Raw genomic sequence first — 25,767 nt, 5'->3', positions numbered from 1 at the left:
CGTTTTACTTAATCAGCTTTGTTTAGACGCCTTCGGACTAACTCTTAAACGTACCAGCGATCTCTTTCAATGAAGCCGCCAGTTCAGCTTGCTCTTTGGCTGTTGCTGCAATTTGTGTTGCGCCAGTGGTCGACTCAGTCGATTTCTGCTCAACCGCCATCACGTTTTGCGCGATGTCTTGAGTCACAACCGCTTGCTCTTCTGTAGCCGTAGCGATCTGTTCCGTCATACTGAAGATCTCGCTGATTGCAGCTGAGATGCTTTGTAAGGTGTGTTCTACCTCTTTGGAATCTTCTACTGCTTTGGATGACATCTTCTTGCTGTTATCAATCACGTTGAAGGCTGTTTGTACATCGGACTGTAGTGAACTGATGAAGCCTTCAATTTCCAACGTCGATTCTTGTGTACGCTGAGCCAGTGTACGAACTTCATCGGCAACGACCGCAAATCCACGACCTTGCTCACCCGCTCGCGCAGCTTCAATCGCCGCGTTCAATGCTAGTAGGTTGGTTTGCTCTGCTACCGACTTAATCACATCAATCACACTGTTAATGTTGTTGCTGCTCTCGTGTAGATGCGTGATCTTTTCAGCGAGGTCATTAATTTCAGATGCCAGCTTCTCGATAGAGTGGTAAGAATTTTGAACTGTACTCAAGCCTTCTTGTGATTGCTCATCAACCAGTTTAGCGGAGCTTGCTGTCTGCTGAGTTTTTGCGGCCACTTCATTTACCGTAGCCGATAATTCTTCTGTCGCCGTCGCAACTAGACCGATTTGATCTTGTTGTTGAACCAGCATGTTCGAATTGTAGTGACAAGTTTGTGAGGTTTCTTCAGCGGCTGAAGCCAAAGTCAGGCTCGACTGAGACAAGTTGTCGATAACGTTTGAAAACTTCTCTAGCGTTTCGTTGAGTGCCGAAGAGATCTGTCCAAGTTCGCTGTTACCAACGTACTTAGCACGAACCGTTAGATCATTGTCATTACGAACTTTAGACAACATCACTGTCAGGTCTTTTACTCTCATCGTCAGGTCACTGATCGCCTTAAAGCTGACGAAGGTTGCGAACAACGTAATCAAAGCAAACAGACCAATACTCATCATCATCGCAGACTGCGCCTGTGACATCTTTTTCTCGGTCAGGGCAATCAGTGATTCAGCTAGGTGGTTTTCTGTTTTCTTTAGCTGAACAATACGAGCAGTAGATTGAGAGAACCAGTACACAGGGTCAACATCAAAGCCGCTCATCTTAGATTCAGCCAAGCTACGAAGCTTTTCTACTTCTGCCACAGAGCGGTCATTCAACTGTTGCTCAAAGAAACGTACGTTGGCTGGGTTGCTCAACACTTCGAAGTTTGAGAAGTAGGTATTTTGCTCTGTCACCAAAGAGATGAATTTCACCAGCATACCTGGGCCAAATTCATTTTTAGAAAAGGTGTTATTTAGGACAGCACGCTCAATACCCGCTCGCTCTTTACCTTGTAAGAAGTTGTAGTAAGCGATGGTTTCTGTAGTGATGGTGGCATCAGAACTTAATTCAGCAATCAACGCCGATACGCTAAGCAACTTTGCATTCAGTTGGGTGTAGTAACCCAAGGCCTCAGAAAGTGGGATAGTTTGAGAATCTACTCGATTTCGAATCGTCGTTATTTGATTAAGGCTTTGGCTTATCTCTGTGTTCAGGCGATTTATCTGTGGCAGGTTGATATTGGCAGACTGCCAGTAATCGTTTCTTTCATTACGTCGGTTGTCGGCATTGGTTCTCTGCGCGGCTAATTCACTGACAAACTTGGTTCCTTGAGAGCCAATAAAGCCAGCTGTCATGCCTCGCTCTTTTTGTAACTCATGCACTAACTCACTGTACACAACCGAAAGGCGTGTCAGTTGATTCAATGAGGACATTTCAGTCTTTGTTTCTACGCCTTTGGATATCGCAGAAACACTGAGCCAGAGAAAACCTAAGATCGGTAAAATAAGCAAAGCGATGATTTTTTGCTTAAAAGACATATCGGTTAATTTCATTTTTATTTCCTAGCGGCTAACGAATCTTTATCTGTCGTGTAATTAGACACACTTCTAAAACGGTGTACCTTTACTGAGATCATAATAATATTTAGTTTTATCAATTACCGTGCCATATTGGACGACAATCGATAACGCTAGCATTTAACCTTACAGAATTCATTGACTTATTTATAAAACTGTTAGCTATGCGACTTTAGAAAACACAAAAAACGTGCAACAACATTTTTCCGACGTAAGTGACTGAAAAATGACAGTTTCTCATAACCCTAAAGAGGTATGTGCACACCCTTTTTCTGCTCAGTTGTCGCTACATATTCAGCGCCAACTATGTATAATTCCGGGCTCAAAAAGTTACGAATTCAATTAACGTAGAAGCATAATTAGAGGTTTTTATGGACTGTCCCGCTTGCGAAGAACACATTGGATGGGAATGGGTAGAAGAAGCAGCAATCGAACCTAATGAAGAATTCGATTGCCCAGAGTGCGAAGAAACGCTGATGTACACTATCGATGAAGGCACCTATTACGGCGCGCAACATAAAACCGTCGAAGTCGTCGACAACTAGCCCTTATCAGACTCGTGATTGAGCTGGGAAAAGTGATCACTTAAATGATGTTTTCCCACGCATGGCGCAATGGCATCACCTTCCATTGCGCTCAAGAAAAACTCCGCAGGCCCAACGCGACTTTCCGGTAGTCGCCTTATCATCCATAAAGCCAGTTTCCTGACCCAATCGGGAACATAAGTGATTCGCGCGGTTTTACCCTGAGATTGAAAAGCAAGCTCTGCTATTTGTGTTGCACTGAGGATATCTGGGCCACCTACATCTAACTCTTTTTCCGTATTAGACAGTGAAGCCAAGACAAATTCGGCTAGATCTATGCCATGAATTGCATTTAAACGAACATCCCCTGAACTAAAAAGGTGCACCCTTCCCGACTGAGCCATGTTGTAGAACTCTTCGATGTCGGCAAAAAAACCATTCGGACGAATCACGCAAGGTGCTAATTGTACTGATGCCAGTAAGCGCTGAGCAAAGCGCTCTTTTGCTTCAAGTAGACGCACATTTTTAATCACGTTCGCCCGAAATGCCGATACATAAACAAACTTCTTAACGCCTGCTCGCTCAGCTTCTTCCAACAAATTTAGGTTGGCTTGATAGTCGACATCCATATAACTCAGTCCCTCTTTCTGACGTGTGATACCAACACAAGAGATGACGATATCCACTCCATCGCAGCATCCTTTTAGGCTCTCGGCATCGGTCACTTGTGCCACCTGAATTTGAGAGTCGTTCAGGCCGAGATCCTTCAATTTATCAGCACTGCGAGCCTGCGCTTTGAAGTCAGCATCACACGCTTGGAGTGCTTCGATAAGATGGCGACCTAAGTATCCTGTCGCCCCAGCCACTAGAATTCGACTTTTGAGCTCATTCGTTACGTTCATTGATAGACAACCTCATTTATTAAAAAGCCTCAGTAATTAGACAGTTTCGTTTTCCGGACGGTAAGGTTCTTCGCGTAGAATGTGGCTGATTAATAACTTCAAATAGAACACAGGTAAGAACCACTCTAAGCCGGCAGGTGATTCCACAACATAAAGCGATAAGATCAAGCTCAGTGTATATAGAATCAAAGCAACCGGGCGCTGAAGATAGAGTGCAGTTTTCAATACCAAGGCACACGCCAACATCATGTAACCACCGGTCACTGCTACCCACATCAGGTTCATATCCAAGAACAGCCAACTGAATACTGTTAACTGAATGAAGTGGACAGCGATAAAGGTCATGTGTTGCTTAAACCCTTCCCCTTCTCTGTGGAACCAGCGCTTGGCACTTGATGTCGCGTTGGTGATCACCCCACCCAGCATGTCGATGGTTAGCAGAACTGCTGCTAAATATTGTCCCCAAGACCAGTCCAACTCGGCATAATTGGCATACGCAGCAATCAGCGCACCCGCTATGAACGGAATGTACAGTTGCAGGTTCTTCTCTGCTGATGTCGCACCCGGACCAATAAATTTATCTAGCCCGCCTAAGAAGCCCGCTCTGAATGGGGGCAGGTTCCAATCAATTCTCATAGTTACCTCGAATAATCGTCGTTTGATTTTTATTTAGAACACTTGGTCTTTTTAAATTAGATCGAAGTTTAACCACTGTAAAGAATTATTTTGACCACTTGGACTAATTTAAACTAAGATGACACTCATCAGCTGCATTAAGCTATTGCTTCAGTTGCCTAAATTGACTGAACCTTCAACTATTAAACTGCGAGGAAGACTCATGCCAAAGATCGTCGATCATGACCAAAGACGCGAAGAGATCGCACTGAAAGCCGCAGGTGTGTTTTTGGAGTTTGGTTATAAAGAATTGGGAATGAGACAGCTGTGCTCACACCTCAACATGAGCAAAAGCGCGGTTTATCACTATTACAAAAGTAAAGATGAGCTGTTCAAGGCTGCGACCGAAGCGATTGTTCGACACGATGGCGGTAACCTCGCCGACTTGCCTCTAGCTGTGGATGCAACCACTGAGCAGAAGATTGAAAACTTCGTACATATCTTTCAAGCCATCGAATCTCGTCACTTTCAAGAAATGAAATTGGTCTTTGATTACATTGATGTGATTGGTCAAGAAGCTGTGGCTGAAGATGCCAGCATCGCAATCGCCAACAATAAGTATCAACAACTGCTCGCCCAATACATCGATGCCGAGAATGCGATTGAGCTATATAGCATCCTCATCGGCCTGCTGACACACCAAACCTTATGTGGTGGCAAGCTTGAACCTGAGTATGTGCGTTCCGTGGCAAGCAAATACTTAGCCTAACCGGCTCTCGAAACAAAACATAGCTAAACAGTATCAAAGGCTTAGTTACTTTAAGACGCTCAAGCAAGATCGATTGCCCTCAAGCGGATCTAATCACCGCTTTACTAGAACGAACGTTCAGCATAAAATATTGAACATATGTTCAGATTAATAAAGTAGATGTTATGGCCAAGACTGCGAAGTTCGATAGACAAGATGTTGTAGATAAAGCAACGAACCTATATTGGGAAAAGGGCTTTCACGCAACATCTATGCGTAACCTGCAAGATGTGATTGATATGCGTCCGGGTAGCATCTACGCGACGTTTGGCAGCAAAGAAGGTCTGTTTAAAGAGACGCTTGCTCGCTATACCGAACTTGGCATCCTCAATCTGAACCGTTTCCGCAGCGAAACAGACTCTCCAATCAAAGCGCTCGAAAGCTTCGTCAAACGTGCTGTGGTCGAATCAAAACAAAGCTCACCAAATGGCATGTGTATGCTGGCAAAAACGGTGGCCGAGCTGACTGATGAGCACGCTGAATTATTAGAAGAAGCCAAGAAATCACTGAAGATCATGGAAGGTGAGTTCGCTAAGCTGATTGCCGAGGCTCAAGAGCTAGGTGAGATAAACAAAGAACGTGAACCCACTCAACTTGCTCGACATGTTCAAGTTCAGATCGCAGGCCTACGTACCTACGCGAAAACCTGTGACGACATCGATTTGCTTAACTCAATGGTTGAAGACGTATTTAAGTATCATCCTTTCTAAAAGCTGAGCTTATATAGAAGCCATACAAAAAGACTCCACTGTTAGCCTAAAGCGCTAGAGCGGAGTCTTTTTAGTTCTGATCTAGTCAACTTTATAGATGATTAACTTTAGTGTTTAAGGGTTACACCTTTCTCATGATCAACGCTTGCGCATTAAGCATCGCCTCTTTGGTGCTGACATCTAACGTTTTGACGTTCGCAAAGCGCTCGACTTCTTTAATCGCCACATCGTGAGCGAAGATCACCAACCTCGCCCGTTCGATGTCTTTTGGTGTGATGCGATTACCAATCCCGTTGGCACCTTGTGTTTCGACTTTAATACGAACCCCAAGATGATGCGCCGCTTTTTCCAGAGACTTAGCAGCGAGGAAAGTGTGGGCAACCCCTGAAGGACAAGAAGTGATTGCGAGTACATCCGCTTGCCCTTCTTCCGTCACCGAACCACCAGCAAACTGATTAGAGCGAGACTCATCTTCAACCACATTCTTTTTCAGCAGTATCACGATCAAAGCGGTGGTGAGAGCACCCGCCAGTGTGCCAATGATGTAGCCAATCTTGCCATCAACCACAGGCAGAACAATCCAACCTCCCCATGGTGCATGGTTTACCACATGGAACATAAAGCCAACTACGTTCCCGACAATACCACCAGCCACAACTGCAGGTAGAACACGTGCAGGGTCGGCAGCAGCAAATGGAATCGCACCTTCACTGATGCCGATCATTCCCATGATGCCTGCAGCTTTGCCGGCTTCGCGTTCGTCTCGTTTAAACTTCTTCGGCGATATAAAAGTCGCCAGAGCCATGCCGAGTGGTGGCGTACAAATCGCAATGCCGACGCCTCCCATCAACCAAGGTTGGGTGTTCACCTGAGTTTGAGCAAACAGTGTAGCGACCTTATTGATCGGGCCGCCCATATCAAAGGCGGTCATCGCGCCTAAAATACTGCCGAGCACCATTTTTCCGGAGCCCGCCATGCCCGTGAGCATTTGGTTCATCTCAAGCATTACTTGAGCTATCGGAGAGCCAATCACCCACATCACCGCACCGCAAGTGACGAAGGTGCCGACCAGTGGATAGATGAAGATAGAGCTTAGTGAGATCATGCTGTCTGGCAGCTTGATCTTCTTTAGTAGATTCACCACAAAGCCCGCAAAGAACCCGACCACAATTGCGCCAAGAAAGCCGGTATTGTATTGGTTCACTGCAACCCAAGAACCAATCATACCGGGCGCTAAACCCGGCTTGTCGGCCATTGAGTAGGCGATATAACCGCCTAATACGGCAGTAAAGAGAGTTAAGCCTGCGATGCCCATCTGCGCGATGTCCGCCAGAATGCCACTCTCTGGTACAGCGCCGTGACCCGACATCATCACCGACAAAGACAACAACACACCGCCAGCAACCACAAATGGGATCATGTGCGAAGTGCCATACAGCAGGTGTTCTTTAAGGCGATTGAGAGATTGAGCCCAAGGGCTGAGCGGCTCGATATACACTTCATGATGGCTAGAGGCATAGTTATCGAAGGAATCTGAATTAGCCTCAAGAAACAGTTCTTGAGCTTCCTCAACCGACTCCACTGCCTTTAATTTTGTAACAAAGCCATCTTCGATCAATTTGGTCGAGATCTGAGCCAATACCTCGATATGATGGTCGTCGTTGTTGTCTGGTGAAGCGAGCATAAAGAACACATCAGAGAGTTCACCACCATCAGCGCCATAATCAATGCCCGTTCGGCTGATGCCTACCGCGACAGCAGGTTTAGCAACCGCGGTGCTTTTCGCATGTGGAATCGCAATACCGTCATCAAAACCCGTATTACCAATGGCCTCACGCTTCCAGATATCATCAAGGAATTCACTTTTATTGGAGAGCTTGCCCGCACAATCGAGTAACTCGACCAGCTCTTCAAATACCGCCTGTTTAGAGTCTGCTTGTAGCTCCAAGCAGATAATCTCGGGCTCGATAATGTTAGTGATATCCATGGTCTATTCTGCCTCGTCTGATTTCAGACTGAAGTAATTAGGTTCTTCCGACCTAAATTAAAATTTCGATGTTAATAAGATGAAAAGATTAACGGTGTGGAGGCACTCAATATATAGGACGAAAGGTGCATTAACTGGATTATTGTAACCAAGAGTGCAGAGTGTGACGTCCACCTTAGAATAAAAAACGGCAATCCATAAAATCCACAGAACCCATAAACATATCGTCCCTCCTCTATGCGAGCTTTCCATACTGGATTTCCCACGCAAGATCGCTTTTGCAAGGTAACCTCTGAAAGGTAGCTTATGTAACGTAACAGGGACGAGATTAAGCCGAGAATAATAATGAGAATTGTAGCGGTAACTGCGTGCCCTACAGGCATTGCACACACCTATATGGCAGCTGATGCTTTAAATAAAACAGCCCCTAAATTCAACGTTTCAATCAAAGTTGAAACACAAGGCGCTATGGGTATTGAAAACTTACTGACTGCACAGGATATTACTCTCGCAGACAAGGTATTGATCGTCTCTGACATCGACATTGAACAGCCAAACCGCTTCGACCCAGCGAAAACCTTATTCATTCCTATGGAAGAGGTATTGTTGAGTGTCGATAAAGTCTTTATTAAGCATTGTCGCACCTAGACCTTTCATGAACGAATATCAGATCACCTTCTTCGTTGACGATCCTGCCGCGAACTCACACGTGGCGCAGCCACTTAGCCGCTTGGCAAAGAAATTCAAAAGTACCATCCGTATTATCAACATCACTCAAAACCGAACGGCCGATCTCTCCAAATCTGTCGCGATGTTGCAAGTGGGTTTACTTCGTGGCGATTTGTGTCAGATAACCGCGATAGGTATTGATGCAGAGCTTGCCTGTTTCGTTCTTAAAGACGTGATTGCTGAGCATTACGCCATGGTTGGTTCGCAAGTGAACCATGAGTTCTCGAACGACTTAATCCAACGCATGCCACAGATATGTCCACCTTGTGACATCAAGTGGCACCATGCCAAAGCGCAAACCCAACTGACCAAATTTGAATGTCTAAAAGGGCTTGCTCATTTGGTGTATCCAGAAGATCCAGATGAACTGATTCTGGCGTTTATTAAACGAGAAGAGCGCTCGTCTACGTGTGTATCCCCAGGTATTGCCTTGCCACATGTGATGTTTGAATCGACCCAAGATCTCTCGATTGCGGTCATCGTTAGTGACGACCCGATTGATTGGGCTTCACGCATTGGTGAGGTGCACGTTGCTATTGCTTTGGTACTGCCTACCAAGCCACAGCGAGAGCATATTGTGGCGGCCACCAACCTAACCAGAAACCTGCTTCACGATCAGGTCAATGAGCGTTTACAAAAGACTCGAAGCAGTGTCGACCTACAAGCCCTACTCATGTACATCTCTTCACGCCTGATTTAATTCATCAGTCCCTTCTAAACTCAATTTCTTAATCAACTAAGTGACTCACTCCATTGGTTGTAACTCCATGGTTCACATAATAAAAAACGGCTGAGCAATTACGCTCAGCCGTTCTCTTCTATATGGCTTAACTTTTGAGTTTAGTTACCTAAGCCGTTTTGTTCTCTTGTTTCGCATCTTCCACCGAGTCGTCCACGGCTTTCACCAACATCAGACCAACGATAAACACGATACCGCCACACAGTACGAACATCATTCTTCCCCAGAATGGGTTCGGTAGAGCAAACATCGCCATCACTGCCACACCAGACACTGCAATCAGTGAGCCCAGCATGTGACGTTGTTTGTTATCAAGTTTCTTCTGAGCTGTTGATTCAGAAACCAATGGCGTCGCAAGGTTGTTGAAGAAGGTATCCACATCTTTCTGACGAGACGCTTCTAGTGGTTTGTAGAACAGCGTCGAAAGAACAAAGAAGCCGCCCGTAAACACTAGGTGTGCAATCAGACCTACTGCTACTTTCAAGTCAGACCATTCGCGGCTCGTTAGCGGCTCTAGGTTGAACAAGTTCTGTAGCATTTCAGCGGTAATCACGAAGCCAACGATGTAAGAAACAATCGCACCGACAACTAGCGTACCCCAACCAGCCCAGTCCGGAGTCTTCTTAAGGAAGAAGCCACAGAATGCTGGAATGGTCATTGGGAAGCCAATCAACGCACCCACGTACATCATGGTGTCGAATAGGCTCAAACCTTTTAGAGAGTTAATGAACAGCGCGATAAGGATGATGGCAAGACCGAAGAAGGTAGACATCAACTTAGACACAATCATCAGCTCTTTCTCTGTCGCGTTTGGACGAAGAATCGGTTGGTAGAAGTTGATTACAAAGATACCTGAGTTACGGTTTAAGCCTGAGTCCATTGAAGACATGGTTGCTGCAAACATCGCTGCGATCAGAAGCCCCACCATACCAGCTGGCATGTATTGCTCTACGAAGTATAGGTAAGCAAAGTCGCCTGCTTTAGAGCCTGCATCTGGGTAATGTGCTGCAAGGTCAACGCCTTGTCCTGCTACAAACCAAGGTGGCATGAACCAAATGATTGGACCGATAGTCATTAGAATACATGCTAGCAGAGCCGCTTTTTTCGCGTTCTTCGAGTCTTTTGCCGCTAGGTAACGGTAAGAGTTCAACATGTTGTTGGTGATACTGAACTGTTTGAAGAAGATAAAGAATGCCCAGATTCCGAAGATGCTTACATAGTTCAGATTGTTACCAGAAACGAATGATGCGCCTTCAGCCACAGGGAAGTCTTTAACAATTTCAGTAACGCCACCACCTTGCACGATAGCAACCGCAGCACACGTTACGGTTACCGCCATGATAATAACCATCTGCATGAAGTCAGACGCGATAACCGCCCAAGAGCCGCCTGTCACCGACATAACAAGTACAACAAGACCAGTCAGAACGATAGTTGTCGTCATATCGAAACCAAAGATGCCCGATGCGATGATCGCCAAACCGTTCAGCCAGATACCCGCAGAAACAATACTGTTCGGCATGCCAGACCAAGTAAATACTTGCTCGTTGAAGCTACCAAAACGCATACGAATCGCGTCAATTGGTGTTACCACACGTAGTTGACGGAATTTCGGAGCGAAGTACAGGTAGTTCATCAGGTAACCAAATGCGTTCGCTAAGAAGATAACCGCGACAGCCAACCCATCGGCATACGCTTTACCTGCTGCGCCTGTGAAGGTCCAAGCACTGAACTGCGTCATAAACGCAGTTGCGCCAACCATCCACCAAAGCATGTTACCGCCCCCGCGGAAATAATCACTGGTTGTACTGGTGAACGTTCTAAACATCCAACCTATTGCTATAAGGAAAAGGAAATAAATTCCTACGATCAGAGTATTGAGTTCCATGTATAAGTCTTCTTTATTATTAATATCTGAAGAGCATATTATCCGTAGAAATTTTAATTTGTAGTATTATAAGTCAAGGTTGTGATAGACCGTATAAACTTGAATATTTGATTTTTAGGCATGAATGAAACGTCAATAAATAAAGAATAGAGCACTATAAACTAAGCATTCAAAATCAATGCCTTACAAACATTTCAATCAGTAACCCAGTCAGAAATAATTAACTTTTGTCGTCTCGATAAATAGATTGTAGTTTACTTAAAATTCATTTAATGCATCCGATTAATATCTGAATTCTTAGATATTTGATTCAATAAATAGCGCGCGAAAAACAATAAATAGCTCGCAAAATAACCTCTTACTGTTATTAATCGGCGTTATCTAGAGAATCGCGGAAAATACACAAAACGTGGGAGTCGGTTTAGTAATAGATAAGAAAAAGCCGTTGAAAAGAGGAAACTTAGAGGAAAGCAAAAATCAAATTGATTACCACAACACAGGGTCAGTTGCGGTAATCAAGTCATACAAAATACGGTCGTATAAGACCAGTTCGGGAAGATAATTTGAAACGGCATCAGTTTGAAGCAGTATCAGGTTGAAACGGTATTAGATTGAACCACGGTATTCGGTTGGGGTTCTTCCTGTACGGTTTTTAAATACTCGGCAGAAGTAGTTCACGTCTTTAAAGCCGCAACGTACCGACACTTCATTGAGTTTGAAGTTGTACTTCTTAAGCATGAACTTGGCACGGTCGACTCGCACTCGCGTGATGTACTCGGCCAACGTCATATGACCTTGCTGGCGGAACATTCGAGACAAGTGGTTGGATGAAATGCTAAAGCGCGAGGCGATGCTGTCTCGGGTGATGTGGCGGTGGAAGTTCTCTTGAATGTAGATACAAATACCCTGATACACATCCTGAACTCGGCTGTGAGATTTCTCGACGGGCGCATCCAACATGGTCTTACTGTATTGCAGCAGCGCTTGCAGTAATAGCTCATCCATTGGCTGCTTATTACTCTCCCTCGCAAGTGAACTGAGCGCCTCTAGAATGTTATCAATCGCGAACCCAGAGCGGGTCTGAATACTGTGCTTTTGAATATCGTAGAAGCTCTCTTCCCCTTTGCGCTTGCTCACCAAACTTAAACCAAGCTGACGACGACCAAACAACATACTCAGCACCGAACAGTCAGTATCCCAGTTTGGCTTGTTCCAGCAGTTAGGCGGGATGAAGATTGCATCTCCGGCTTTGGCAATAACGTTAGTGATCTTGCGATCATGACTCTCCATTTCATTTATATACTCTCCGTCTAGCACCAACTCTAAACGTGGAAAGTTCACCTGATAACTGCATGCTGAAGGCGTATGAAAATCTCCAGCAAACCAGATGTTGTGAAACGGTTCTCGCTCATTTAATACCGACGAGATTAGGTCATGAAATATCATTTATTCGAACTCTTATGGGCAGCAATAAGGCTACGGGAATAGGTATACTCCTTAGTGAAACATAGCGCTATTGAGCAAAATCACAATTTGAGATCTAGGTTACAAAAATCCAGTAGTGGAAATAAATCTCCAGTCACAAATCTGATATAGCACATTGTTCCCCCGATAACTCCACACGCCGAACCCCTTGCAAATAAAAGCCTCAAGCAGACTCAACCTATGTCAATAGAGGCCGAAAAACGCGCCACTAACCGATCAAAATCACACTCCATTTATAACGCAACAATCATCCAGTAAATGCGATTTTTCTTCACTACAGAAGGCAAGTAATCAATTTCAGAATACCCCTAACAAAATAAAAAAGAGTAGGGGTTCATTATGATCACGACATTGATCAATCAAGATTTGATTAAGCTTTCGCTTAACGCCAATTCCAAAGAAGACGTATTTAAAGAGCTGATAGACGTGCTGTACGCACAAGGTCGAATTTCAGACAAAGCGCAGTTTCTTGCCGACATTAAAGCGCGAGAAGAACAAGGCAACACAGGGTTTGAAGAAGGCATCGCCCTGCCACATGCGAAAAGCAGCGCAGTGATCAAACCTGCAGTTGTTATCGGTGTCCACAAAGAAGGAATCGAGTACGGCGCGGATGATGGTCAGCCTTCAAAACTGTTCTTTATGATTGCCTCTCCCGATGGCGGCGACAATCACCACATAGAAGTATTGGCAGAACTTTCTTCAAAACTGATTGAAGAAGGTTTCATTGAAAACTTCATGAATGCCGATTCCGAGCAAACCGCATTGGAGCTACTGCTTACCAAACCTGAACCTGCTGAGACTGAAACCAATGTTGAGAAGCAAAGTTTCATCATAGGTGTCACAGGTTGCCCCGCTGGTGTGGCACACACTTATCTGGCAGCAGAAGCGCTAGAGAAAGGCGCTGCGGCGCTTGGCTACGATGTTAAGGTCGAAACCAACGGTTCTATCGGCGTTAAAAACAGCCCAACTCAAGAAGAGATAGAACGTGCCGACGCAATAGTGGTGGCTTGTGACAAGCAGGTCGACATGGCTCGCTTTGCTGGCAAACGCGTGATCTGCACCAACGTAAAAGCACCAATCAAAGACGCGCAAGGCTTGATCAAACAAGCTCTCGAGGCACCAAGTTACCAAGCAGAACAAGCATCGACCAACCAATCCGTTGCCGAAAAAGCATCGCAAGCGCGTTCAGACCTTTACCGTTACTTGATGAATGGCGTATCTCACATGATCCCATTCGTAGTGACAGGCGGTCTTTTGATTGCCCTAGCGCTAGCGATTGGCGGTGAGCCAAGTGAATCTGGTATGGCGATTCCTACTGGCAGCATGTGGAACCAAATCCTAGAAGTGGGCGTCGTTGCCTTCACACTGATGATCCCGATCTTAGCTGGCTACATTGCTTACGCGATTGCTGACCGCCCTGCTCTAACCCCTGGCTTGATTGGCGGTTGGATTGCCAACAACGGTTCTTTCTATGGCGCTGACGCTGGCACTGGCTTCATTGGCGCAATCATCGCGGGCTTATTAGTGGGTTACTTCGTTAAATGGATTACTTCGTTTAACTACCACAAATTCGTTCAACCGCTTGTGCCTATCATGATCGCTCCGATCACTGGTTCTCTATTCATCGCGGGTCTGTTCATCTTCGTTATCGGCGCGCCTATCGCCGGATTAATGGATGCTCTTACTGCCCTGCTTACTAGCATGAGCACAGGCAACGTGGTTCTGCTTGGTATTGTCCTTGGTGGCATGGCTGGTTTCGATATGGGTGGTCCATTCAACAAAGTCGCGTTCCTGTTCTCGGTTGGCATGATTGCTAGCGGTCAAACTCAGTTCATGGGTGCAATGGCGTGTGCTATTCCTGTGGCTCCACTGGGTATGGCTATCGCAACCAGACTTGGCCGTAAGTTCGACCTGTTCGAATCTTCTGAAATTGAAGCGGGTAAAGCAGCAGGCGCGATGGGCTTAGTGGGTATCTCTGAAGGTGCGATTCCTTTCGCAGCTCAAGACCCGATGTCAGTTATCCCTGCCAACGTGCTTGGCTCAATGACCGCTGCGGTTATGGCGTTTTCATTTGGCATCACCAACAGTGTTGCTCACGGTGGTCCAGTTGTCGCTCTACTCGGTGCAATGAACTACCCAATGCTGGCACTTCTGTGTATGGCATCAGGTGCGGGCGTGACTGCGGTTACTTGTATCGCGCTTAAAAATCTACGCAAAGCCAAGCTAACAGCAGCAGCGGCTTAAGCCATTTCAACTCCAATGGCTTGAGCCCTTCTACCCTACTGTTTTTAGTAGCTAATAGTTTTTTAGGAACGAATAGAGCTCAAGCCATGTTTCCCTTCATGGTGATTTCGATGTCTGATTTTTCTTTAGCGAACGACTCGTTCGTACAACGCTTTTTCTACCCTATGACTAACGTGATTAAAAACTACGCATGGGGTAGCCCTTCTTCGTTTAGCCAACTGTTTGGTATTGATAACCAATCTGGTGAACCGCAAGCGGAGATCTGGATGGGGGCTCACCCGAATGGTTGTTCTATGGTCACTGACAACGGGCAGCAGACCACATTATCGAGCTTGATTTCTAAGAACTTAAACTTATTTTTAAGCGAGAAAGTGGCGAGTCGTTTTGGCGAACTGCCGTACCTATTCAAAGTGTTAGCGGCGGAGAAAGCACTTTCTGTTCAAGTTCACCCAAACAAGCAACAAGCCGAATCTGGATATGCACTAGAAGAACAGCAAGGTATTCCGATGACAGCAAGCAACCGCAACTACAAGGATCCTAATCACAAGCCAGAACTGGTATACGCCCTAACCGACTACACGGCGATGAATGGCTTTAGGTCAATCAGCGAGATCCTTGAGCACTTCCACTACCTCGATATTCCTGAGTTGCATTCGATGGTTAACGATCTCGCGGGCGATCAAACACCCAATGGCTTAGCCTGCTTTTTTGCCAGCTTACTGTCTCTGGAAGGTGAACAAAAAGGAATGGCGCTTACCATGTTGATCATGAAGGCCAAGCTTTCTGATAAACGTGTATTCAAATTGATTTCAGAACTGGAAGATCAATACCCAGGTGATGTCGGCCTGTTCGCTCCGCTGCTATTGAACGTGATTACCTTAAAGCCGGGGCAAGCCATGTATCTTGATGCAGAAACGCCTCACGCTTACATCAAAGGGACAGGTCTAGAGATCATGGCGAACTCAGACAATGTGCTGCGTGCCGGGTTAACGCCTAAGTACATGGACGTGAATGAACTGGTTTCTTGTACTCGGTTTAATGAAAAGCCTGCGGATAGATTACTGCTCAGCCCAATTGAGCAAGGTGATGTGATGGAATACGAAATTCCAGTCGAAGATTTTAAGTTCTCTATCGTGCAGAACTCTCACCAGAGAAAGATCACCACCGAAGGTGCCGAGATCCTATTGCCGCTCGATGAATCTATGGTGCTCACTCATCAATGTGGTGAAACCTGCGTAATTGAGAAAGGCCAGTCGGTGTTTATTCCCGCTTATGCTGAGAGCTACAAACTGGACTGCGCTGGACGCGTAGCGCGTGCTTACAGCTAGATCCATCACCACTAATCACACACTATCCATGCCCTGCTTTTGCGGGGCATTTTTGTTCCTACAGCTCTTTTCTTCCCAAAGAAAGCTATTTCAGCACCGAAATACACCATCAAATATGACCCATCTCACACTGGATGAATGATGCAAATCACACTTAATTTTGCTGGATACAAATGTACAGTGAAGGGCTTTTATTTGCTATTTCACGAATCGAGTTAATCCATTAATTTTAATTCAAGAACTTCAATAGTGAATGAGTTAATAAATGATCACACAGCTAACTAACGTCAACTTAATTAATAACAAACTTCAAGCGAATAATAAAAAAGAACTGTTTGAAGAATTGGCAGGAATGTTATTTGAGAACAACCGAATCAGTAATAAAGAAGCCTTCTTGGCAGACATCGAAATTCGTGAATCTCAAAGCATCACCTCAATGGACGGCATCGCTTACCCACACTCAAAAAGCAAGGCGGTAACAGAGCCAGCAATCGCTGTCGGTGTTAAACGAGAAGGCATTGAGTATGGCGATGAAGACGGCATTAATCCAACCGTATTTTTTATGATTGCTTCACCAGACAACGGTGCTGACCATCATATTTATGTACTACAAGAACTATTTGGGAAGTTCAGTGATGAATTTATCCAAAATATCCATAACGCAAAAGATGAACATCAAATCCTTAATATTTTAATTAATTCATAAGGCGTAGAAAATTATGAGCACCCTAGCAAATCAAGCTACGAATACCAGTAGCAATTCTAATAATAAAAATAGTAGTAGCGACTATAAAAAAATCCTTAGTACCATGAAAGGTCACCTGCTTTTCGGTACATCACACATGCTGCCTTTCATCGTAGCCGGTGGTGTCCTGTTGGCTTTGGCGGTAATGGCATCAGGTAAAGGTGCGGTTCCAGCAGACGGCTTGCTGGCAGACATCTCTAACATCGGTATCAAGGGCCTTGTTCTTTTCCCAATCATTCTTGGCGGCTTTATTGGTTACTCAATTGCAGATAAACCAGCACTAGCACCAGCGATGATCTCTTCTGGCATCATGGCAGATATGGGCGGCGGCTTCCTTGGCTGTATCGTGGCAGGTTTTATCGCCGGTGGTGTTGTACTTCAACTTAAGAAGATCCCACTTTCTACCAACATGACAGCGCTAGGTGCTTACTTCATCTACCCGCTTCTAGGTACGTTAATCTCTGCAGGTATCGTACTGTGGGGCATCGGTGAGCCAATCAAACTGTTCATGTCTTCAATGAACGAGTTCCTAGCTTCAATGGCTGGCGCGTCTAAGATGGTTCTGGGCACAATCCTTGGCGGTATGACTGCGTTTGATATGGGCGGCCCTATCAACAAAGTAGCGACCCTATTTGCTCAAACTCAAGTAGACACACAACCGTGGCTAATGGGTGGCGTAGGCATCGCAATTTGTACACCACCTCTAGGCATGGCATTGGCAACTTTCCTATTCAAAAACAAGTTCTCTAAACAAGAACAAGAAGCAGGTAAAGCGGCTGCAATCATGGGCTCTATCGGTATCTCTGAAGGTGCTATCCCGTTCGCAGCGAACGACCCAATGCGCGTACTTCCTTCAATCGTTGCTGGTGGTATCGTGGGTTGTGTGTTTGGCTTCATGACAGACGTTCTACTGCACGCACCGTGGGGCGGCCTAATCACAGCGCCAGTATCAAGCAATATTCCAATGTACGTGGTCGGTATTGCGCTTGGCTCGCTAACCACAGCCGTTATCGTTGGCTTCTGGAAACCAGTCGCAGTAGAAACAGAAGAAGACATGGTTGAAGCGACGCCAGTTCAAGCTCAAACAGCACCTGTTGCAGGCGAAGGTGAGTACGACATCGTAGCTGTAACATGTTGCCCTTCTGGTGTTGCACACACCTTCATGGCAGCGAAAGCACTGGAAAAAGCAGGCTTAGCGGCAGGCCTTAAGATTAAGGTAGAAACACAAGGTCAAAACGGTATCCAAAACCGCATCACCGACCTAGATGTAGCGAACGCGAAGCTGGTTATCTTGGCTCACGATATTCAAGTGAAAGACGCACACCGCTTTGCCAATGCGAACGTGATTGAGTGCTCAACCAAAGAAGCGATGAAGAAAGCCGCAACACTGGTCGTCGCATAACCCAACGTCAAGTTAGCTCCTAACTCTAGAGCCCTACCCCCTAAGGGCTCTATTTTTCTCTTCTCTATGAGCTCGTTACATGCTCTTCAGTCCCCACTTCTCAGCGGTTTGCTTGAAGAAACCTTGCGTCTTTTTCAATTCAACCCAGTGGTTAATGTAGTTAATCCAAACCTGATCATCTTGTGGTAGTAGCATCGCAATTGGAGTTGGTTTACGTGGCTCTTTCACCGGAACTATCGCGAGTTGTTTAAACTTCTCGACTAAGGTTGCAGCCTCTACGTTTGAAGTCACGGAGACATCGGCGCGGCGAGCTAAAAGCTCTTGGAAATCCCGTGCTGGCGCTTCAATCACGATGTGTTGTGCCGATGGGAAAAAGTCCTTCACCATTTTTTCTTGTACTGTGCCGAGCGTGGCGGCAACTTTGATTTCTGCTTTGTCAAAGTCACTCCAATCAGAGAACTTCTCTATGTCTTTCTTTTGCACAACAGGGACGAAAGCCAGATAGAAATAGGGTTGGCTGTACCCAGCGACTTTTGCTCGAGACATGTTGAGCGATGCGCTGCCAGTCACGTCGTATTTGTTGGCTGTGATGCCATTCACCAAGGTTTTCCAGTCTGTTGCGACGTATTCCACTTTAACGCCTAGGTCCTTAGCCAACTCAGTTGTGACATCGATATCAAAGCCGCGGTAGCTATTGGTCGCTGGATCCTTCATTGTCATTGGGTTCCAATCCCCAGTTGTACCAACGCGAAGAACTCCGGCATCGAGTATCTCCTGCAAACGACTTTGTGCATGTGCAATTTGTGTAAAAGCAAGTAAGCACATTCCTAATGCAATTAAGCTTTTCTTCATTTTTTATTCCTTCAAAGAATGCTGATTTCTAAGTGATGAATGTAGATATTCTTCTTAATTATTAACCATTAAACAGATTTGGTTGTTAACATAGCAATAACAAATGGAGTTTTTGGGAGTAAATGTGAACTATCGTCACTTATCGCTAGTTTCTCTGCTGTTTCTGACAGGATGTTCAGACTACCAATGGGGATGGTATGTACTCGACCCGTCGACGGAGCAGGGGCGAACTAACATTCAGTTTTTGATGGCTGGTTTTAGCGAGACTATTCAGGTTTCGTTGCTAAGCATGTTTTTTGCTATGGCTCTGGGTCTATTGGTCGCCTTTCCAGCGCTTTCTAGTTCTCCAATACTCAGGGGGATTAATCGACTTTACGTAGAGGTGATGCGTTCTATCCCTGTATTGGTATTGCTATTGTGGGTGTATTACGGAATGCCGACATTACTCGATGTCTCTTTGAACCACTTCTGGGCAGGGGTAATCGCATTGACCATTGCCGAGAGCGCCTTTATGGCAGAAGTGTTCCGTGGGGGGATTCAAGCGATTAATCGTGGCCAACATGAAGCGGCCAAATCCTTGGGATTAACCTATTGGCAAAAAATGCGATTCGTTATCCTACCGCAGGCATTCCGTCAGATACTGCCGCCCTTGGGCAATCAGTTTGTTTATATCCTCAAGATGAGTTCGCTAGTGAGTGTGATTGGTTTGAGTGATTTAACAAGACGAGCAAATGAGCTGGTGGTGAACGAATATTTACCTTTAGAGATCTATACGTTTCTGGTTTTGGAGTACCTTGTTCTTATTTTGGTCGTATCACAAGCGGTTCGTTGGCTAGAAAAAAGAATTGCGATTCCGAGCCATTAAATGGTTCTAACCCTCAAGAGTGTTTAGCTATCTCCAACAAAAAAGCCTCGGGTACAGTCCCGAGCTCCTGTTGATACTCCTCCTAAGAAAAATCCCCACTCATCTGAGCGGGGATTTCTTTATTTTGACTCTTCGACACATCGACTTATTCAGTCAGTGCTTCTTCTGTCTCTAAATCAAACAGGTGACACTGTGAAGTGTTGAAGTGAAGCACTGTCTCTTCGCCACTGTTTGCCGTGCGAGCAGCATCGAAAGGCACGCGAGCCACCAGCTTATCGGCACCCAATTTGAAGTAGAGATACAGCTCATTGCCCATCGACTCAACCACATCAAGCCTGTGCGTTTGAGTATTCACCTCAGATAATGGTGCATCGTGATTAGCCAGTTGAATGTGTTCTGGACGAACACCAAACCACACCCAATCACCCATCTTTTCACGAGCGATTGTTTGCTTATCTTGTGGCAGCGTCCAACGAGTACCACTTTCAGAGACCACGTTCATCACACCGTCAATCTCATCCAATCTCACCTTAAGAAGATTCATCGCTGGCGAACCAATAAAGCCTGCGACAAATTTGTTTGCTGGGTATTGATACAGATTCATTGGCGTATCGACCTGCATGATCTCGCCTTGATTCAATACACAGATACGATCGCCAAGAGTCATGGCTTCCACCTGATCGTGTGTCACGTAGATCATGGTGGCGTTCTGCCCTTCTTGCTTAAGATTGTTGTGCAGCTGCGCAATGCTGACTCGTGTTGAAACACGCAACTTTGCATCCAAGTTAGACAAAGGCTCATCAAACAAGAACACATCTGGCTTACGCACCATCGCACGGCCTAGAGCCACACGCTGCCTTTGACCACCCGACATTTCACCCGGCTTATTATTTAGCAGGTGTTCGATATCGAGAGTCTTGGCTGCGTCTTCAATACGCTCATTGATTTCATGCTTTGGCAGCTTCTGTTGCTTAAGACCAAAAGCCATGTTTTCGTACACCGACATGTGCGGATAAAGCGCGTAGTTCTGAAATACCATCGAGATACCACGATCTTTAGGTGGCAATTCGTTTACACGTTTATCGCCAATGTAGACATCGCCTTCTGAGATATCTTCAAGGCCTGCGATCATACGAAGTGTGGTGGATTTTGCGCAGCCAGACGGCCCAACAAACACCATGAACTCACCTTCGCGAATATTCAGATCGACACCGTGCACGGCCTTAAAACCATTTGGGTAGGTTTTCTCTACCCCTCTCAGTGTGACTTCAGCCATAACCTGTCCTTAAATCAATTCGTTAAATACTATCTTTGCAATCTGTCGTGAAACGTTTTAGCCACGTTCTTGCAGTTGATTGAGCTCAAAGTGGGCAACCGATGCAATAACCAGATCCGCCACTGGCTCTAACTCGCTGTGTTGAGCTGTGCCAGTTAACACACCGACATTGCTTGCGCCTGCGTTACGGCCAAATTCCATATCCGAAACCGTGTCACCAAACATGATCACTTCATGTGGCTCAATACCGCACTTTTCACAGAATGCATTGAGCAGTGCCGGCGCTGGCTTAGGTTCGATATCACCATCAGAATAACCGACATAATCAAACATCTCGCTCAAACCCGATTGCTCTAGTGTGTAGATCGTTGAGTCTTTAGTGTCTGCGGTCGCGATGCCTAAAATCATGCCTTGCTGTTTAAACAGACCCAGCTTTTCAGCCACTCCCGGCAGGGCTTCAATCCAGTTTGGATTCTCTTCCACTTCGTCATTAAAAGCCGCTTTGGTCACCTTAGTAAACTCTGTAAGCGAGACATTAGGTTGCAGCATGTTGAACCACGCTGTCGCGGTATCTTCCACTGGGTTTGAGGCTAATAGTCCATAGTTATCAACCACATCACCTTCCACGCCGATGGCCAAGAGTAACTCAGCAGGTGTGACAGTTTGATTACCTTGATGCTGGTCACTGTAAGATTTCACACGCTCACAAGCACCACGAGAAACGTTAAGCCACATCTTGTGGAACTCTAACAATGTGCCGTCTTTATCAAATAACATCGCCTTAAACTTCATAACGGCTCATTCGCTCCATTAGTTCTCCCCAAGTACGCACTAAGGGTTGGTTAAATTCTGGTTGTTTGCCGTCGAATACGGCGTTGATGCAGCCTTCAAACTCACGTTCGTCAGATGCAGGGTTAGTACTGTTCATTAGTGCTGAAGAAAGCTCTCCGCGACGAATATCCACTCGGCACCAACGGTAGCCCTCATCAATATGGATACTTTGCAGCTCATCATTCAGAGCGATTCGTTCAACAACCTCGCCATCCACCACGCACTCTGCGTAGTAAGGGTTTTCTGAATCAGATACCGCAATTCGATATGTTAGTGGTTGGCCTTGAGAGTCGTTGCCCGGCAGTAAATCACCTAAGTTGATATCAAACTTCAAGCCGCAACGGCGCTCTAGATAAACTTGCCCATTACGCAAACCAGACAAGATGCCTTCGCCGCTCAAGCCATGGCTGTATACGAAAGTTGATGGGTCGCCATAGATAGAAGGTTCATCCGACTTTGGATTGCGTTCATGGGGCTCAAGGTGTGAATCGCTGCCGCCAATCGCTGTAACCCTCTGGCCGCAATTCCACATTTCATTGAGAACCAATAGCGCCTCTTCGGTCGCTTTCGGAGAGGTCGACCAAGTTGGGTCACAACACACTTCAAAAGTAGACACTTGGCTGAGATCCACTTGATCGTAATGCCAATGCCACGGCTTCATCATAGGATGATTAATGCCAAGGGAACTGTGTCCACTTTTAGCTAAGCTCAATCCCGCTTCCATGGTCGCTTGGCTGCTGTGTTCAACGTCTCTAAGGTCCAAAGACTTGACTGGGCCATGCACATTGAAGTGCCCGAGATCGGTCGTGACTTCTAACGCCGGTAAGAACAAACACTGATTGGATACAGGTAGCTTCGGCTGGCAAATGTTGTGCTCAGTGAAGAAGAAGAAATCGAGGCCTTGTGATTCCACAATCTCTTTAGCCGCAGCCAAGGTATTGTGACCATCAGAAAGCTGAGTGTGAGCGTGTAAATCACCTCGATACCAGCGAGAATCAGAACTCAGCATGTGGCCGTAATCAAACTCGATATCGTGTTCGCTTGTCACTGTTGGGTTTAGTTCTAGCCCGCTCTCAACTCCATCAGTGTTTGACTCATCAGAGCAAAGCACATCGACTTGATATTGCATCGCGCGCTCGGTGCGAAATTCGCCTTCAAGGTTATAAAGCTCTAAGAACCACTCGCCCGATGGAATCACACCATCAATCGCGCCTAGCCCTGAGTTCTGCGGTTGGATAGTGAGTGACTTGTGCGCCTTTTCAAACAACACTTTGCCACGAAATGCTTGGTTGGCATCGTAGGCTGCCGCGTATAAAAATCCTTTTTTCACCGTCGTGCCAGTAATGGTTACGCTGTGAGAACCTGTTGGCACATCAAAGGGGATACGTACTCTGCCAAACGGCAGCTCACCTTGGAATTGGGTCATTGTCTTCACCAAATTCGTCCTAATTGAAGGACTGGGTCAAAAAGAGGCCCACCCGAATAGATGGGCCTTTGTTAGTCAATCGCTCTTTGTTACTAATAGCCAAGAGCTAACCACTTTACAGATTAAGAACGATTCGCTCGGTCTAGTGCACGTTGTGCTTTCTTAGCCGCTTGTTTTAGCGCTTTGTCAGCAGGCACGTTTTGGATTTGAATTTGGTCTGCAGCCACCTTAAGCGCATCCATGATCTTACCGTTGGTAGGATCTAGGAAATCTTTGGTCGCCGTGTTCGCTTGCTTCAAAGGGATCAGAGCTTGCGGGTTATCTTTAGTGAACGCTTGATATTCTGGTACTTCAGAAACGCTGTTACGTACTGGGATGTAACCCGTGAACATTGACCATGCCGCCGTGTTCTTCGCGTTGGTGTAGAACTCAACAAACTCGAATGCACCTTTTGCTGCTGCTTCGTCTGTGCCTTTTGGCATTACGTAAACCAACGCACCTGCTTGTGGTGCAGAAGGGTTTGAGCCCCAACCCGGTTGTGTGGTTGCCGAAAGCTTAGTGAAATCCAAATCACCTTGGTCACCCGATGAACCGGTGTAGCCCAACGCGTTGTCTTTCATCACGTCATCAATGGTTTTGTACCAGTATTCCCAGCCCTGACCACCGTAGTGAATACGCATGATTTGATCATCGTGGATCCACTTACGGAAGCTGTCCCACACCTCAACCCATTCAGCTGAATCAATTAGCACTGTTTTGCCGTCATCACTGATGATCTTAGCGCCGTTAGAGAAAGCCGCGTCAATCATGTTGTCTTGACCCCACATCGGCTCCCAGCCGTAGAAGGTCACGTTACCTTTCTCGTCACGCTGTGTGACTTTCTCAGCAACCTTAGCCACACCTTGCCATGTGTTTAGGTCTTGCTCTGTAAAACCGTTGTCCGCCAACACTTGCTTGTTGTAGTAGAACACTTGAGTTGTGCCGTAAGCAGGTAGACCGATGATGGTGCCATCGTCTGCCGTCACTTGATCTTTGAACGCACCGATGAAGTCAGAAAAATTGAACTCTTCATCCATGAACGGCGTTAGGTCTCGGCTCAGACCACGCCCGTGCATCGCTTCCGCACGGCCTGAATCTAACAGCACAAGTTCAGGTGCCGTTTTCGACGCTAAACCAGCTTGCAGCTTCTGGTAGGTTTCCGTGTAGTTACCTTGCAATGCAGGCTTCACCACATACTCATCTTGGCTCGCGTTGAACTCTTCGATGAGCTTAGTCATCATTTGCTGTGGTTTAGTACCACCGGAATACCAAAAGTTAACTTCGGTTGCGGCAAGAACACTGCTAGAGAACATAGACGCGCTTGCTGCGCCAGCACACACTAGTGCGAGAGTTTTTAATTTCATTTCCGTTTACTCTTTTACGCCGTTATCGGCGATACCTGAAAGAATCGTCTTTTGACAAATGACGAATAGAATTAACAAAGGCAATACTGCAATGGTGCTCGCCGCCATAATTTGCGACCAGTTCAACCCATAGTTACCTTCGGCAATAAAGTAGTGACGAATACCAGTAGCGATCAGGTTTAAATCCTGAGTCGTAATCACCAGACTTGGCCACATGTAGCTGTTGTAATTGGTAATAAAAGTGATGAGGAACAGTGTTGCGACTGCTGCTCGGCATTGCGGTAAGATGATTGCCCATAAGATTTTGAGCTCACCTGCACCATCAATTCGTGCCGCTTCAATCAGCGACGGATGCACCTTGATAAACACTTGGCGTAGATAGAACACACCGAACACCGACGCCGCGTTCGACGCCACCAAGCCCATGTGTGAATCCAACAAGCCCAGTTTTGCCAAGGTGATGTAAGACGGAATGTAAGTGACTGCACCCGGCAGCATGTAACAGCCCATCACGATGAAATAGAGCACTGTCTTTGAACGAAACCTCAGCTGAGTCAACGCGTATGCAAACATCGCCGAATTCACAATCACCAACAGGGTCGTGAACAAAGCCACGCTAAAACTGTTGAAGATGTACAAGCCAAACGGCGCGCTGTGAAAGGTTTCGACAAAGGTTTCCCAGCGAAACTGCTCTGGAATCAAGTCCAGCGGGTTAGCAAAGATCTCATCGTTGCTTTTCAGCGAACCAGACAACATCCATAAAAACGGGAACACCATGATGGTTCCGCAGGTTGCCAAGAACAGGTGCTTCGCCAGTGCGATAAACGAACGGCGATCCACTGAAGCTTTCTTTGACGCAATCTCTGATTTGGTCGCTTTGGTTTGGGCTCTAACTTTGGCTTTAGCTACTCTTTGATTTAATACTTGGTTCGCATCCAATACTTGCGTGGTCATAATTCTGTCCTTT

General features: G+C 46.1%; 22 protein-coding genes. 10 read left to right on the top strand and 12 right to left on the bottom strand.

Annotation, left to right across the window (positions count from 1 at the left end; genetic code table 11):
• Window positions 1–37: 37 nt before the first annotated feature.
• Entirely contained in the window at window positions 38–2,017 is a 1,980-nt protein-coding gene (locus FLM53_RS17290) for a methyl-accepting chemotaxis protein (protein WP_176678848.1), read from the bottom strand.
• A gap of 395 nt (window positions 2,018–2,412) precedes the next feature.
• Here FLM53_RS17290 and FLM53_RS17285 point away from each other — a divergent pair, with 395 nt between their 5' ends.
• Entirely contained in the window at window positions 2,413–2,586 is a 174-nt protein-coding gene (locus FLM53_RS17285; RefSeq protein ID WP_176678849.1) for a hypothetical protein, read from the top strand.
• Here FLM53_RS17285 and FLM53_RS17280 read toward each other — a convergent pair.
• Both FLM53_RS17280 and FLM53_RS17275 read right to left on the bottom strand, forming a co-directional pair.
• Entirely contained in the window at window positions 2,583–3,467 is an 885-nt protein-coding gene (locus FLM53_RS17280; RefSeq protein WP_176678850.1) for an SDR family oxidoreductase, read from the bottom strand. The two genes, FLM53_RS17285 and FLM53_RS17280, sit on opposite strands and share 4 nt — an antisense overlap.
• Window positions 3,468–3,503: 36 nt before the next feature.
• Entirely contained in the window at window positions 3,504–4,103 is a 600-nt protein-coding gene (locus FLM53_RS17275; RefSeq protein WP_176678851.1) for a hypothetical protein, read from the bottom strand.
• A gap of 202 nt (window positions 4,104–4,305) precedes the next feature.
• Between FLM53_RS17275 and FLM53_RS17270 the strand changes: the two genes are divergently transcribed.
• Complete coding sequence (locus tag FLM53_RS17270; RefSeq protein ID WP_176678852.1) at window positions 4,306–4,851, top strand: TetR/AcrR family transcriptional regulator; 546 nt, start codon at window positions 4,306–4,308, stop codon at window positions 4,849–4,851.
• A 164-nt stretch (window positions 4,852–5,015) separates the two neighbouring features.
• A complete protein-coding gene (locus tag FLM53_RS17265) occupies window positions 5,016–5,600 on the top strand; it encodes a TetR/AcrR family transcriptional regulator (RefSeq protein ID WP_171731375.1) in 585 nt (194 codons plus the stop codon).
• 121 nt (window positions 5,601–5,721) lie between these two features.
• On the opposite strand, the gene FLM53_RS17260 is transcribed toward FLM53_RS17265, so the two are convergent.
• Window positions 5,722–7,587 (bottom strand): fructose-specific PTS transporter subunit EIIC, encoded by a 1,866-nt coding sequence (locus FLM53_RS17260; RefSeq protein ID WP_176678853.1) that lies wholly within the window; start codon window positions 7,585–7,587, stop codon window positions 5,722–5,724.
• Between the two features lie 345 nt (window positions 7,588–7,932).
• Between FLM53_RS17260 and FLM53_RS17255 the strand changes: the two genes are divergently transcribed.
• Together FLM53_RS17255 and FLM53_RS17250 are read left to right on the top strand one after the other, a co-directional pair.
• Window positions 7,933–8,235, top strand: coding sequence for a PTS fructose transporter subunit IIB (locus tag FLM53_RS17255; protein WP_055319098.1), 303 nt, complete (start codon window positions 7,933–7,935; stop codon window positions 8,233–8,235).
• Window positions 8,236–8,242: 7 nt separating this feature from the next.
• Window positions 8,243–9,016, top strand: coding sequence for a PTS sugar transporter subunit IIA (locus FLM53_RS17250; RefSeq protein WP_123305873.1), 774 nt, complete (start codon window positions 8,243–8,245; stop codon window positions 9,014–9,016).
• A 148-nt stretch (window positions 9,017–9,164) separates the two neighbouring features.
• Here FLM53_RS17250 and FLM53_RS17245 read toward each other — a convergent pair whose 3' ends face one another.
• Together FLM53_RS17245 and FLM53_RS17240 are read right to left on the bottom strand one after the other, a co-directional pair.
• Entirely contained in the window at window positions 9,165–10,943 is a 1,779-nt protein-coding gene (locus FLM53_RS17245) for a transporter (RefSeq protein ID WP_123305872.1), read from the bottom strand.
• 606 nt (window positions 10,944–11,549) lie between these two features.
• A complete protein-coding gene (locus FLM53_RS17240; RefSeq protein ID WP_060468969.1) occupies window positions 11,550–12,389 on the bottom strand; it encodes a helix-turn-helix transcriptional regulator in 840 nt (279 codons plus the stop codon).
• Window positions 12,390–12,767: 378 nt separating this feature from the next.
• Between FLM53_RS17240 and FLM53_RS17235 the strand changes: the two genes are divergently transcribed.
• The 4 genes from FLM53_RS17235 (at window position 12,768) to FLM53_RS17220 (ending at window position 18,147) form a co-directional block, all read left to right on the top strand.
• Window positions 12,768–14,672, top strand: a complete 1,905-nt coding sequence (locus FLM53_RS17235) for a fructose-specific PTS transporter subunit EIIC (protein WP_176678854.1) — start codon at window positions 12,768–12,770, stop codon at window positions 14,670–14,672.
• A gap of 110 nt (window positions 14,673–14,782) precedes the next feature.
• Window positions 14,783–16,000, top strand: a complete 1,218-nt coding sequence (gene manA / locus FLM53_RS17230; protein WP_176678855.1) for a mannose-6-phosphate isomerase, class I — start codon at window positions 14,783–14,785, stop codon at window positions 15,998–16,000.
• Between the two features lie 265 nt (window positions 16,001–16,265).
• Window positions 16,266–16,706 (top strand): PTS sugar transporter subunit IIA, encoded by a 441-nt coding sequence (locus FLM53_RS17225; RefSeq protein ID WP_176678856.1) that lies wholly within the window; start codon window positions 16,266–16,268, stop codon window positions 16,704–16,706.
• Window positions 16,707–16,719: 13 nt separating this feature from the next.
• Window positions 16,720–18,147 (top strand): fructose-specific PTS transporter subunit EIIC, encoded by a 1,428-nt coding sequence (locus FLM53_RS17220; protein WP_176678857.1) that lies wholly within the window; start codon window positions 16,720–16,722, stop codon window positions 18,145–18,147.
• A 75-nt stretch (window positions 18,148–18,222) separates the two neighbouring features.
• Here FLM53_RS17220 and FLM53_RS17215 read toward each other — a convergent pair whose 3' ends face one another.
• A complete protein-coding gene (locus FLM53_RS17215) occupies window positions 18,223–18,999 on the bottom strand; it encodes a transporter substrate-binding domain-containing protein (protein ID WP_050651339.1) in 777 nt (258 codons plus the stop codon).
• A 124-nt stretch (window positions 19,000–19,123) separates the two neighbouring features.
• Here FLM53_RS17215 and FLM53_RS17210 point away from each other — a divergent pair, with 124 nt between their 5' ends.
• Window positions 19,124–19,864 (top strand): amino acid ABC transporter permease, encoded by a 741-nt coding sequence (locus FLM53_RS17210; protein ID WP_176678858.1) that lies wholly within the window; start codon window positions 19,124–19,126, stop codon window positions 19,862–19,864.
• A 145-nt stretch (window positions 19,865–20,009) separates the two neighbouring features.
• Here FLM53_RS17210 and FLM53_RS17205 read toward each other — a convergent pair whose 3' ends face one another.
• From FLM53_RS17205 to FLM53_RS17185, 5 genes are all read right to left on the bottom strand, one after another.
• Complete coding sequence (locus FLM53_RS17205) at window positions 20,010–21,140, bottom strand: ABC transporter ATP-binding protein (RefSeq protein WP_176678859.1); 1,131 nt, start codon at window positions 21,138–21,140, stop codon at window positions 20,010–20,012.
• A gap of 57 nt (window positions 21,141–21,197) precedes the next feature.
• The gene (locus FLM53_RS17200; RefSeq protein WP_176678860.1) at window positions 21,198–21,932 is read right to left on the bottom strand and encodes an HAD family hydrolase; all 735 of its coding nucleotides are present in this window, start codon (window positions 21,930–21,932) and stop codon (window positions 21,198–21,200) included.
• Window positions 21,922–23,397, bottom strand: coding sequence for a CehA/McbA family metallohydrolase (locus FLM53_RS17195; RefSeq protein WP_176678861.1), 1,476 nt, complete (start codon window positions 23,395–23,397; stop codon window positions 21,922–21,924). The genes FLM53_RS17200 and FLM53_RS17195 overlap by 11 nt, the downstream gene beginning before the upstream one ends.
• Before the next feature lie 122 nt (window positions 23,398–23,519).
• Window positions 23,520–24,800: an extracellular solute-binding protein gene (locus FLM53_RS17190; RefSeq protein WP_176678862.1), complete on the bottom strand. Its 1,281-nt coding sequence runs from the start codon at window positions 24,798–24,800 to the stop codon at window positions 23,520–23,522.
• 6 nt (window positions 24,801–24,806) lie between these two features.
• Window positions 24,807–25,754, bottom strand: a complete 948-nt coding sequence (locus FLM53_RS17185; RefSeq protein WP_176678863.1) for a carbohydrate ABC transporter permease — start codon at window positions 25,752–25,754, stop codon at window positions 24,807–24,809.
• Window positions 25,755–25,767: the final 13 nt, after the last annotated feature.

The sequence above is a fragment of the Vibrio sp. Scap24 genome, assembly GCF_013394185.1.
GTDB lineage: Bacteria > Pseudomonadota > Gammaproteobacteria > Enterobacterales > Vibrionaceae > Vibrio > Vibrio pomeroyi.
Note: the sequence above shows the minus strand (reverse complement) of the source record. Positions and strands in the feature narration are given on the sequence as shown.